Raw genomic sequence first — 12,415 nt, 5'->3', positions numbered from 1 at the left:
CAATTTCTTAGCTGTTTCCAAATTATATGCCAGCTATAATAAAGCAATTTTTCTTTAAGAGCCATGAAATGACTTTATCCGATCCGAGATTTATTTCCCTTAATCAGTGGCTGAATCGTTATTTTTCCTATGATGTCACACCTGTGTTGATTTCTGGTGATGCGAGTTTTCGACGTTACTTTCGGGTAACAACCGCAGAAGCGAGCTTTATTGCCGCCGATTCTCCACCAAATCTTGTGCCTATTGCCCCTTTTATTGCGTTATCGCAGGCCTACAGTGCAGCGGGATTGACAGTTCCAAAAGTGATTGTCGCTGATGAAACTCAAGGGTTTATGTTATTGAGCGATCTTGGGGATATCCAACTGTTATCGGTACTTACATTGGATAATGTGAGTGATTATTACCAGAGTGCACTTAGTTTATTACCAAAGATTGCGACAGTGGTTGAATGTACCTATCCTGATACGGGGTTAACTCAACCCTTACCGCTGTATGACGAGGCTTTTGTACGTCGGGAATTACATATTTTCACTGAATGGTTATTGGGGACTCATCTACAGCTTTCACTCAATGATGATGAGGTTCTATTACTCGATAAAAGCTTTGATATTCTAGTGGATAATGCCTTATCTCAACCTAAGGTGGGGATGCATCGTGATTTCCATAGCCGTAATTTAATGCTCCAAGGTGAGGCATTATCCGTTATCGACTTTCAAGATGCCGTTATAGGCCCTGTGACCTATGATGCTGTTTCACTTCTGCGTGATTGTTATATTCGCTGGCCACAGACCTTAGTGGCAGAGTTAATGGTGCAGCATTATCAGCAAGCCTTAGCGCACGGGTTTATACCTGTTGGTACACCTTTGAGTCAGTACCAACGCTGGTTTGATTTGGTGGGGTTGCAACGCCATATCAAAGCGGTGGGAATATTTGCTCGCTTACATTATCGTGATAATAAACCTGCTTATATGGCAGATATTCCATTAACACTTACCTACATCGTTGACATTGCAAATATTTATCCTGAACTAACGCCCTTTGCACTATGGCTGCAGGCGCGAGTTTTACCTGCATTTGATGCGGCTTATTCTAAGAGAGAGCAATGAATGAAAGCCATGATCCTAGCGGCAGGAAGGGGCGAGCGCTTAAGACCATTAACTGACACTGTACCTAAACCATTAGTGCCAGTATTAGGTAAGCCTCTCATTGTTTATCACATTGAAAAATTGGTCGCGTTGGGGATTACCGATATAGTGATTAATCATGCTTGGCTCGGGCATAAATTAGTTGAAGCGCTGGGGGATGGGAGTGCCCTTGGTGCCAACATCCGTTATAGCGCGGAAGATAATGCACTTGAAACGGGAGGCGGTATTAAACGCGCTTTACCTTTTTTGTGCGAAGACGGAAGTGATGCGCCCTTTTTAGTGATCAACGGTGATGTATTTATCGATGCTTTACCGCCTTTACCAGTGCTTGAGAACGATATTTTTGCTCACCTATGGCTAGTCCCCAATCCTGAGCAGCACCCCCAAGGTGATTTTGTTTTAAGTGGGAATAGGGTCAGTGAACAAGGGAGCACAAAGTTCACTTTTTCTGGCCTAGGTATTTATCGTCCTAGCTTATTTAATGGGACCCCAGAAGGGGCCTTTGCTTTAGGACCGTTATTGCGATCACATATGGCCCAAGGCCGAGTGAGTGGTGCTATGTTCGAAGGATTTTGGTGTGATGTAGGCACTGTGCCGCGTTTACAAGCCCTCGAGTTAACCTTGCTGGATAGCAAGTAAATTAATAGGCTTTGCTCCTTTGGTGCAGGCTGACACAAAAATATATTATTAAGATCAGGACATAAGATGCGTCTTTGGGGTAAGTTTTTTGGGTTTGTGATTGGATTTATGTTTGGTCGGTTCTTCGGTGCGCTGCTCGGTCTATGGCTTGGTCATCTTTATGATAAACGTGCCAGTTCTGGGGGAAGTTTTAGCCAGATCCTTGGGCAAGCCAAAAACCGGCAAAGTATCTTCTTTAATACTACCTTCGCGGTGATGGGGCATGTGGCTAAGGCTTCTGGTCATGTGACTGAAACCGATATTCGTATTGCCACACTATTGATGGATCAATTACGTCTTACGGGGGAAGCGCGTAAGGAGGCTCAGCAATCGTTTCGTGAGGGTAAGGCCGCCGATTTTGATTTACGTAGCAGCCTACAAGCTTTCCGTGCTGTGACCATGGGACGCAAAGAGTTGGTACAGATGTTTATGGAAATCCAAATTCAAACTGCGTTATCAGATGGTGAATTGGATGCCGCAGAACATGGGATTTTGATGACACTCGCCCAAGAACTCGGTTATGGTCGTGGACAATTAGATGAATTATTAAAGCGTTGGCAGGCGGAATATCGTTTCCATCAAACCTCAAATGGCAATAAAACCTCTATCACCGATGCCTATCATTTGCTTGGCATCACCCAAGAGGCCAGTGATCAAGAGGTGAAACGGGCTTATCGTAAATTGATGAATGAACATCACCCTGACAAGTTGATAGCCAAAGGTTTACCCCCTGAGATGATGGAGTTGGCAAACCGTAAGGCGCAGGATATTCAGGCAGCGTATGACAGAGTCAAGACTGAGCGTGGTATGCGTTAGCCTTGATTGAATTCGGTTTTATAAAAGATAAGGAATTCATAATGATAAACACTCGTAGTGTGTTGCTGTTGGCAAGCTTATTACCTATGGCCTTATCTGCTAAGGCTGATACTGACATGTTTGTTGCTCCCTATGGTGGGTATAGCCTCGGTGGTGGTCAATTTGATGTTAATCAAATTGACGTTAATAAAGACCAGACGGGAGATAAGCGGAGTGTTCGCATTGAAGAGTCTAGTCATTACGGCCTCATGCTCGGTATTGGCACGAATGATCCTGGTAATATTTATCTCTTATATAGCCGCCAAGCCTCTGAATTAAAAAGTGGCGGTCTATTTAGCCCTGACTATCTAACATCACTCGATTTAGATTACATCCATTTAGGGGGGACTTTATATTTTCCCCGTGGCGATGTTCAGCCCTACATTACCGCCAGTGCTGGTATTACCCGCATGATGCCTGATGGTTGGTCGACTGAGACGCGTTTTTCGATGGGAATTGGCGGCGGAGTTGAATATAAAGTCACATCACATTTGGGATTATTTGCCGATGTGCGTGGCTATGCGACGTTTATCGACAGTGATTCGTCACTTTTTTGTAATGAAGATGAATGCCTTTGGCACATTACCTCGGATGTGATGTGGCAAGTGCAAGCTAATTTGGGCATAAAAGTGAGTTTTTAAAAACAGATTTAATAGGAGAGCGCTATGAAGATAGTCGTACTTGATGGTGAAACCCTTAATCCTGGCGACTTGAGCTGGCATGCCTTAAGTGAATTAGGTGAGTTGACATGTTTTCCTCGTACCGCGAGCCAAGATATAGTCGCAAGGGCTAAAGATGCCGAGGTGGTGTTGACGAATAAAACCCCGCTCAATGCCGATATTCTTGCGCAGCTTCCTGCGCTTAAATATATCGGAGTGTTGGCAACGGGCACAAATGTAGTGGATTTAGCCGCTGCAAAGACGCAAGGCATAGTGGTGACTAACGTGCCAGCCTATGGGCCTGATGCAGTAGCCCAAATGGTTTTTGCCCATATATTGCACCATACCCAAGCGGTAGCGGCTCATCATCAAGCTGTTGTCGATGGTCAGTGGGCAAATTGTCAGGATTTTTGTTTTACCTTAATGCCGCTGCAATCCTTAAAGGGTAAAACCTTAGGCTTAATAGGTTACGGGGATATAGGTCAGCAGGTTGGGCAAATAGCCCTTGCGTTTGGTATGAAAGTGCTCGTGCATACCCGAACGGTACGTGAGGATTTACCTTTAGGAGTTATGTGGGCAGAACGTGATACCGTCCTTAGTGAGTCTGATATTGTTTCGCTCCATTGTCCGCTCACGCCGCAAACTGAGCAATTTATCAATCAGCAAACTCTTGCCTTGATGAAACCTAAAGCACTGCTGATTAATACAGCGCGCGGCGGATTAATCGATGAGGCCGCATTAGCCAGTGCATTGGCTCGAGGTAAGCTCTATGCCGGCGTGGATGTGCTATCAACCGAGCCGCCCAGTGCGGATAACCCGCTGTTACATGCACCCAATATTAGTATCACTCCCCACAATGCCTGGGCGACCAAGGAAGCGCGGCAGAACTTATTGAATATTGCGACGGCAAATCTCACCGCTTATTTAGCTGGTGAACGAGCTAATTGGGTGAATCCCTAAGGATTGTGGGCTGGCTTGTTCTTGTTTAAAGGGAATACGCTTCTACTCAAGAGTAAATCACGTTGGGATCGAAGGTTATTAAAATACTTGCCCAATTGATAGGTGGGCTATGGTATTCGCTCACCGACACGCAGCAAGTCCATCCGTGGATGCTCGACCGCCCCGTCCATGGGGCGGACGGTCGTCTCGCAAACCACCATGGCTCACCTGTTTAGCATCGGCGGAGCCTGTAAGTTTTAAAGAAATACACAGCATGTTTTGGACATTTCCGAGTTAAAGCCTTAACTCTAACTCGTCAGTTTCGGATAAAAATTTCTATGGATTAACGCCAAGTACTATGGCAGTTTGTAAGTTGCGTGTTGCTGCGCCTTGTTTGCCTTTAGTCGTGATAGAAAGCCCCAGACACATAGAAATCGCAGAAAGATTTGATATCTTCCTTATTGTCGGACTCGATAGCTCTGGCTCGCAGTTTATAGCCACGCACAATTCGGCTGTTGTTTTCAATGGCGAATTGAATCATCAAATCATTGCTGCTTGAATCAAGCTTCTCTAATTCAGATTTAGCTGACTCCGCATTACTTTCAGTGAAAAAACTTTCCTTCATTTGCATATTTGGCTCAATACGCAATTCTCTATGTTCGCACAGCAATTTCTCTTCAGTAGCTTCCGCATGAAGAGAGAACAAGATGGCTATGACAGCTAAAAACTTCATAACAGATCCTTAGGCGTAACGCCCAATTAAGGTGTGAGCCACACTACCACAACACTCAATTTGAACGCCGTAAACACTAAGCTAAACCCAAAATGCCAAGCGTGGGGAATCACTCTTAAATTGTTTGTTATGTATCTCTAGTCGTTAATTTTACTTTTTTCGTTTTTATAAAGCTAATACTTCCAAGCTGCTCTTCTAAATCATTCACACTTTTTACAATTGACTTACCTTGAATATCCTTAGAAAAAAACTCAATAAACAATTTAATTATTAATAAATTACTAAAAATGGCAATTAAATAAGAATGAAACTGTCCTAACAACACGTTAAGTTTACTACCTTCATGCATACTATTTACATGAGACATTGAAATTATTTGTGTAAAGTCCCAATGATGATACTTTGCCATTGGCTGATAATATTCCCTATACATTGTTTGACAAACATCATCTAAGTCTTTTGCTACGTCAAATATGTTTTTATCTAACCATTTGTTATGGTAACTTTTTTTATCTTTATTTAAGAAGAACTTATCTACGTCTGATTTGACATCATCAATCTCTTTTCTCAATTCTAATGGAAAATTTTCTCTTGACATATCATCTATAAAATCAACATAGAGACTTAATTTCCATCGATAAGCTATCTCCTTATCTACGTTTTTAGCTGAATAGGCTAAAAATAAAGCACCTTCAAACATACTTCTTGATACTAAAATAGAGTCAGAAAACCCATGCAAATGAAAAAAGCTCCTATTTTGATAATTAATCCTTTCAAGAAATAAATAAATCATCATTTTAAGTGGTTTAAATTCACCTAATTTTTCTTTAGATAAGCTATTCTCTTCGATTAAAGAGTTGGTTAATTGCATTAAGCTATCAAATATTACAGTTAACTTTTTAACATCTTTATCATCCGGTAAATTTAATTCTCTTAAATTCATGTTTATTCCTACATGTTAATTGGTGCCAAGATACATAACATTTTATTCGTGCGCATGCGCGTTTACCTCGTTGGAGCAGTGAAAACGCGCATAGTTAACTATCTGTATGCAAAGAACTTATCAGCTTTCTGCCAGATACACCATCTGGAAAAATACGCATACGCGTTTTCCAAACCTATTAACTAAAAGTATGTCACTATAGTTAATTGATTTTATAGAGTTTTATTTGTTGTTGCTGGAGTTAACGTGCACTGATTTTGTCTAAACATCATACAAAGATGCCTAAATTTAAATATGACTATATACCCATACGTTGTTAGTCGATTTCTGGTAAGGCCAAACATAGGCAAATAGATAAAAATATGTATGACAGCAGGAGTGGGAGTTTTCGATCGAGCTAACGAGCCGAAACACACTTTGGGGCATAAGCTTTTAGCCAGATGAACAGTTCGATGGTCGTTAAGATTGGCATTGTTGCAACAGTGACCGTTGGCGGCATGGATGCCGCCGTCGAGCCCTCATGGATGAGTTTATGGCGTGTCACTGGGGAAACAATGACAATTAATGCGAAATTTTAAATTATATAAATCTTTATATTCAGTATGATGCTTTATCACGTCCGTCATAACAGCATAAGTGTACAGGCCGGAGTACTCGGTTAGCGCCTTTCTTTGGTAATACAAGAAAGGCGCTTTGTGTTCTTACTGTTGATGCTTTCTTCTGCGCCAAGCGTAAGTGCCGAGCAGGACGATGATAATGGCAAAACTAAAGACCACGGGCTTTTTCAGTTTGTGGTACAGCGCATTCCATTTGGCGGCTTGATTCGCTTGTTCTCGTTTTACGGCACTGTCGAAATCGGGCGTTTGGCATTGTAAACCAAAGTGTTCAGCCCAAGGTACAAAGGGGCCATTGGCGACGTACTTTTGGTAGTAGCGCTGGGCCAGTTCATTATCCCGATACAATATCCAACCTGTGGCTTGGCAAAGCAGTGCGGCATAGGCTTGGCTGTTATGGGGCACTAAGTCTGCAGCTTTGTTTGCCAGATCTGCGGCCTGATAACGATAATGGAAGCGTTTATCGGGAATTGCTTGGCTGGCATTGACGCGTTGTTGTTCTTGCTCGGCCAGTTTTGCGGCCTCATTCCAACCTGTTAAGTCAAACATACCTTGGTAAATAGCGTAGTCTGGTGCTAATTCAAATCCTAAGATTTCCATCCCTTGGTGGCGAGCGAACTCTGCCGCTGTCCAGTAGGCTTTAGCACTTTCTATCCCTTTTGCATGTTGGGCCGTCGTAAGAGCCTTACCATAGGCTTGCGCGCTTGCATTCATATTGGGATTTGGGAAATAAGCAGGTGCTTCTTTTAGTGCACCCTCACGTAATAAGCGGCGACCAAGTAAATAACGTAGTTGGTTATTAATCGGCTCTATACTGTCGTACCAGTCGCTATCTTTGGGATAGTCGAATGCGATAGACGGCACTTGTTTATCGATAAATTGTTTAAGTTCAGCCGTGGTCAGCACACGCTCGGCGACATAGGCAATGTCTTGCCAGTATTCGTTACCACTTGCGAGCAGTTGTTGTAAGGCATCGATATATTCACCGCGCTCTAGCGATAATACCCCTTGTTCTGCACGAATTCGGCAATAAGTGGCTTGCTCTTCATCGGCATGAATGGCTTGCTGCTGAGTCTCTTGGGTATCCGTCGCTATTGGCGTGTTTTGCGCTGGGAAGTGGTGTACAGCTTGAGCATAGGCTTTAGCCGCTTCAGTTTTATCGCCTTTTTGCAGCATTAATTTTGCCGTGAGCCACCAACTGAGACCACTTTTGGGGGCAAGCGCCAATAAACGTTCGGCACTCGCATAGTCACCTAGTTGGTAATAAATCGCCGCTAATTTATCGCCCTGAGTCAGTTGTAATCCATCCGTTGGAAAGACTTTAAGGATGCTCGCTATCTTTAATCCCATCTCAGACAATTGCCCATCGTAGGCAAATTCATTGGTGCTGCTTTGCCAGTAGGCAATCAATAATTGCTGAATACTAGCTTGTTGTAAGAGTGGTTTAAGTTCTGCCGTTTCCTTAGTCATCAGTGTACGGCTTAGCATCAATAATGAATCATAACCGCTGCTATCACCTTGCGCCGATTGTGTTGCATAAAGCGCAATGGCCTTATCCAAGGCCGCAGGATCAAGGGTGACTTGTCGAGTCGTATGGGGTTCATCAGTATCTGCACTTTGGGATAAGGCTTGGCCTTGATGCAGTAAAATATAGGCCTGCTCACCTAGGCTCGATAAACTTAAACGAAGCGGATCGGCAGCGCCTTGGGCCACTTCGGTTTGCAATTGCATCAGGTAAGCGTTAGCACGATTAAAATGCTCAGGATCGGACGAGGTTTTACTTAAGATAAGCTCTATCCGTGAAAGGGAGTAGAGCGCCCATAGGCTTCGTGAGGCACGTTCTTGCTCCGGCAACTCAATCACTTTGGTAAAATAACGGCTCGCTCGATCATAATCTTTTGCATCAAATGCCACTGCACCTAAGGTGTACCAGATGAGTGCTTGAGGCAGCATTTGATCTAGCTCTGTCGCCATTTGCTCCGCTTCTACAGGACCTTGTGCATTACGTAGCGTGTTTACTTGGGCTAAGTGGGCCTCGCTTAACTCGGTATGTTCAAAGGCGCGAGTTTGAGATAGGTAGCGATGATTAACCTCATCCCAGAGATACTCTTGCGATGCTGCGGCATCTTGATACTGCCAAGGTAAAGGCTTAGCAAGCGATGTTAGTTGCTGGCTAAAAGAGGTTTGCGGTAGATAAATTAAATTACCCTGTCTGTCCTGCGTTAATTGCAAAGGAAAATCGGGGCCGCAGGCCAAGAGCATAGGAGAAAACAGGCTCAAGCACAGGAGTGTGGTTTTTTTTAGCATAAAAGCGCGGTTTTGTTTTGCCACTTTAGATGATGTATTTAGCTTATGGCGCATAAATTCCCTGTAAATGTAATGACTCACAACGTGCCCAACCGATCACTTTTTGGCCGCCAGGATTGAGCATGTACTGTTGAATTTCTGTATTAGGTATTTTAGAGAGTGAGTGGGCTTGTGTTGATATTGAAGGCGCAGCACTCTCGATTGGCGAACTTTTATTTTTAGGCGTTTCTGTAAGCTCAGTTGTTAACTGCCATGCGAGTTGTCCTTGCATCTTGCTGACACTGTAGCCATTTTGCGCATCATACCCGCTGCAAGCTTGCGCCGCTAGAGACAAAATACGAGGGAGCGAGCCCGCAATATTTCCTTTGTTAATCAGGATCAGTTGATATAACTGCGCTTCGTCTTTATTGGGCGTGTTCCCATCATTAAGGTTAGGCTCCATGAAGTTGGATGCCGTGGTTTTCCCTCTGATCTCAAGCTCAATATTAGGTGTAAGTACACCTTGCTGTGCAACGGCGATTAAGGTGCTAAGTGGCCAGACTCTTTTATCCCCTTCGAGCGGTAAGCGAAACCAGATAATGCCTTTGAGCTTTTCATCTGTTTGGTTTTGAAGCTTTTGCACAAAGGCTTGTAACATTTGAGGATCGGCCATCAGTTCCTGTACTGCATTGGCTGATTGGCGTTGATCGCGCAGCGGTGTTTCACTTTCAACTTTATAACCTGAAGCTGTGCTGATGACAGCAGAACCATAGGCGGGCAGTGCAATAAGGTAAGGCACAGCGCTAATGTTTGATAGTTGTTGTACCCATTGCCAACCTTGTTCAGCATCAAATAATCCCAAACGAGGGTCGCTTACGCTGTGAATTTGCAGCACCAGTTCATCAATACTGCTGAATAATGCGGGGAAATCGGCGCTATTGAGCCAAGCGGGCAAAGCGGTAATACTGAGTTTGAGTTCTGCGGGTAGCTGCGCTTTCAGCTTTTTAAGAAAGTAGTGATAAGCGGGGAGTTTGCTACTGGCACTGTCGTGGTCGATTTCAACGCCCGCGATGTGCGTACCTTTTGCCTGCCAATTTGCGAGTACTTTTTTGATTTTATTAATAACTTGTTCATCATTTAAATGGGTGAATTGGCCATCTAAACGCACCACAGCGATTTTGGGCCTAGGATCGGCTTGCAGCCAAGCATGGTTGACCGCGACTTCAAACCAAATATCTGCGCCATTGGGTTTAGGGTGTGCCTGCAATGCTAAAATACGTAATCCTTGGAATACACCTTGGCTTTGCACTAATGCCGTTTGATTGGCGGGGCGCCATTGGCGCTGCCAGATATAGACTTCCTGCGAAAGTGGCGCTCGAAGCGTTGTTGCTTCTGCAGCGGCACTAGTATTTGGGCTAGCCGTGATTTCATTGGAGTTCGATGTAGGCTGGCAGGCGCTTACAAATACTGAAGCGCACAACAAAGTACATAATAGCCACTGATTTTGCTTAATTTTTTTTATCAGATATTCCATGCTACTGCTATGAATTCCATGTTGAATGAGGCATTACTATGCCTGAAAAATGCCGCTTGTACATTGTGGTCAAAGATCCTGCATTAAACATCAAATCTTAAACTTCAATCATCTGATATCACATCTTAAGCTTGGTTTTCTCGTAAGGTAATAATCAAAAATCGGGATCAATTTGAAAGCGCATCTGTTCACGGGTGACGGGATGTTGAAGCATCAATAAATCGGCATGGAGATGCAGCCGATTGGCGCGAGTGCCGTACAGATCGTCACCCACAATGGGCGTATTTAGCCCCTCAGAGTGGGCGCAGTGCACTCTGAGTTGATGGGTTCGGCCTGTTTTCGGAAATAGATACACGCGGGCTGTACGTGCCATTTCATCGATATGGCTCAATTCCCAATGGGTTTGGGCCGCTTTGCCAAACTCGTGGCAAACGAGTTGCCTCGGTCTATCGTCTAAATCGCCACGTAGGGGTAAAGAGATTTGTCCCGCTGCCAGCTTATCTGCCATTGCTGTAGGAATTCCTGCTAAAAGTGCCACATAACGCTTAGTCACTGTGCGCTGGATAAACTGTTTTTGCAGCTGTTTATGGGCGTCTTTTGTCAGTGCGATCACCATTAATCCCGAGGTCGACATATCGAGCCTGTGGACGATAAGCGGCCCGGTGGCATTAGGAAAGGTTTGCTGCATCCGCGAATACACTGAGTCTTCAATCTCTTTTCCGGGCACGGATAAAAACTCGGCGGGTTTATTCACAATCGCCATCGCCTCGTCTTGGTAGAGGATGCTTAAGGTTTTGCCTTCGGCGGGGTTCATCAGCAGTGGATTATCATCGACAACAAGCCCTTCGAGCATATGCCCCAAGATAGGTTGGCATTTGCGCAGACAGGCAGGATAAAACTGTTTGTGTTGGCGAATTTCTGATTTTGGCGGTGCGCCCCACCAAAATTCGGCAATCGCCAATGGTTTAAGACCATGTTTAAAGGCGTAATGTAATAATTTTGGCGCGGCACATTCACCCGAGCCTGCGGGCGGGGTTAACTCAACCGTCCCGTTAAATATGCCGTTAAGGCTTTTTTCTGCGCCGCGAATATTCAAAAAACGATACTGCTCAAACAGCTTTTGCTGCAGCGCCGCCGAGAGCTGTTTACGCTGTTGTCTTAACGCGTCGCGTTTATCTGTCAGTTGAGTTAACGCTTGGCTGATGGCATGGATACGTTCATCCCAATAGTGTTTAATATCTCTTAACTGATTCTTTTCATTTATGCTTTCTTGGCTAAGCTTAGCCTCTGTTACCGCGTTTTCACACAAAGTCTCATCCGTCGGATTGGCAGCCCATTGCACTGCGAGTTGATGGCGTTGCGCCTTGCGGGATTGGCGACCATCGATCATCACTTGCCTGTGGGCGGCAAGCTTGGCTTGTGCTTGAGCTTGCTCAGCGTTGAGTTCGCTCAATAGCCGAGGAATATCGGGGTGATTTTCTACTGCAAGTAGCTGCTCGTTAATTTGGTTGATTTGCAGATTTTCTGCGTGGAAAAAATTGTCCTTAGCCAGCATATCAAACACAGGTGGAACAAAGCGCGGCCAATGGTTTTGCTCGGCTAACTTGCCTGAAAAGGCCGACAAATAGCCCACTTCACCCTGTGGGTTTTGCACTAAAAGTACACCAAACATTTTGCCAATCGCGCCCGTTAACTCACCCGTTAGGCCAAAGTTATGTTGCCAGTCGTTTTGCGTCTCAAGGTGATGTTGCAATTCTTCGGCGGCGATCACGCACAGTGGATGCGGTTCGTAATAGAAAGGAAAGGTAAAACGCTGCGGTAGGGCATAGGCATCAATGGCTTGTGAGAAAGAGGTAAAGCAAGAAGGCTGAAGATGCATATTGGGGTCTACTGTTGGTTTTACTTATCTGGGTTAATTATCGGAGTTAATTATCTGAGTTAAGCCACAACTTAAGATGAGGGCTAGTAAGAAAGGGCGTTAGTTTACTCTGTCGATTTGGGACTGTCGATTTTGGGCCGTCACTTTTTA

Annotated in this window: 11 protein-coding genes; 6 read left to right on the top strand and 5 right to left on the bottom strand. The window is 44.5% G+C overall.

Annotated elements, in window-relative coordinates; genetic code table 11:
* The first annotated feature begins 26 nt into the window (after positions 1–26).
* From SPUTW3181_RS16510 to SPUTW3181_RS16490, 5 genes are all read left to right on the top strand, one after another.
* Positions 27–1,106, top strand: a complete 1,080-nt coding sequence (locus SPUTW3181_RS16510) for an aminoglycoside phosphotransferase family protein (RefSeq protein ID WP_011790439.1) — start codon at positions 27–29, stop codon at positions 1,104–1,106.
* Positions 1,107–1,784, top strand: a complete 678-nt coding sequence (murU, locus tag SPUTW3181_RS16505; protein WP_011790438.1) for an N-acetylmuramate alpha-1-phosphate uridylyltransferase MurU — start codon at positions 1,107–1,109, stop codon at positions 1,782–1,784.
* 66 nt (positions 1,785–1,850) lie between these two features.
* The gene (gene djlA, locus SPUTW3181_RS16500; RefSeq protein WP_011790437.1) at positions 1,851–2,639 is read left to right on the top strand and encodes a co-chaperone DjlA; all 789 of its coding nucleotides are present in this window, start codon (positions 1,851–1,853) and stop codon (positions 2,637–2,639) included.
* Between the two features lie 41 nt (positions 2,640–2,680).
* A complete protein-coding gene (locus SPUTW3181_RS16495) occupies positions 2,681–3,319 on the top strand; it encodes an outer membrane beta-barrel protein (protein ID WP_011790436.1) in 639 nt (212 codons plus the stop codon).
* Between the two features lie 24 nt (positions 3,320–3,343).
* The gene (locus SPUTW3181_RS16490) at positions 3,344–4,297 is read left to right on the top strand and encodes a D-2-hydroxyacid dehydrogenase (RefSeq protein WP_011790435.1); all 954 of its coding nucleotides are present in this window, start codon (positions 3,344–3,346) and stop codon (positions 4,295–4,297) included.
* A 379-nt stretch (positions 4,298–4,676) separates the two neighbouring features.
* Here SPUTW3181_RS16490 and SPUTW3181_RS16485 read toward each other — a convergent pair whose 3' ends face one another.
* Both SPUTW3181_RS16485 and SPUTW3181_RS16480 read right to left on the bottom strand, forming a co-directional pair.
* A complete protein-coding gene (locus SPUTW3181_RS16485) occupies positions 4,677–5,009 on the bottom strand; it encodes a hypothetical protein (protein ID WP_011790434.1) in 333 nt (110 codons plus the stop codon).
* Between the two features lie 127 nt (positions 5,010–5,136).
* Positions 5,137–5,952, bottom strand: a complete 816-nt coding sequence (locus SPUTW3181_RS16480) for a DUF5677 domain-containing protein (RefSeq protein ID WP_011790433.1) — start codon at positions 5,950–5,952, stop codon at positions 5,137–5,139.
* Between the two features lie 440 nt (positions 5,953–6,392).
* Between SPUTW3181_RS16480 and SPUTW3181_RS21905 the strand changes: the two genes are divergently transcribed.
* Positions 6,393–6,530, top strand: coding sequence for a hypothetical protein (locus SPUTW3181_RS21905; protein WP_157037397.1), 138 nt, complete (start codon positions 6,393–6,395; stop codon positions 6,528–6,530).
* Between the two features lie 123 nt (positions 6,531–6,653).
* Here the strand turns inward: SPUTW3181_RS21905 and SPUTW3181_RS16475 are convergent, their stop codons facing one another.
* From SPUTW3181_RS16475 to SPUTW3181_RS16465, 3 genes are all read right to left on the bottom strand, one after another.
* Positions 6,654–8,927 (bottom strand): tetratricopeptide repeat protein, encoded by a 2,274-nt coding sequence (locus tag SPUTW3181_RS16475; protein ID WP_011790432.1) that lies wholly within the window; start codon positions 8,925–8,927, stop codon positions 6,654–6,656.
* A complete protein-coding gene (locus SPUTW3181_RS16470) occupies positions 8,917–10,386 on the bottom strand; it encodes a DUF3142 domain-containing protein (protein WP_011790431.1) in 1,470 nt (489 codons plus the stop codon). Before SPUTW3181_RS16470 ends, SPUTW3181_RS16475 begins: the two co-directional genes overlap by 11 nt.
* 154 nt (positions 10,387–10,540) lie before the next feature.
* Positions 10,541–12,265 carry an RluA family pseudouridine synthase gene (locus SPUTW3181_RS16465; RefSeq protein WP_011790430.1) on the bottom strand — a complete coding sequence of 575 codons (1,725 nt, stop codon included), beginning with the start codon at positions 12,263–12,265 and terminating at the stop codon, positions 10,541–10,543.
* Between the last annotated feature and the right edge of the window lie 150 nt (positions 12,266–12,415).

The organism is Shewanella sp. W3-18-1 (assembly GCF_000015185.1).
GTDB lineage: Bacteria > Pseudomonadota > Gammaproteobacteria > Enterobacterales > Shewanellaceae > Shewanella > Shewanella putrefaciens.
Note: the sequence above shows the minus strand (reverse complement) of the source record. Positions and strands in the feature narration are given on the sequence as shown.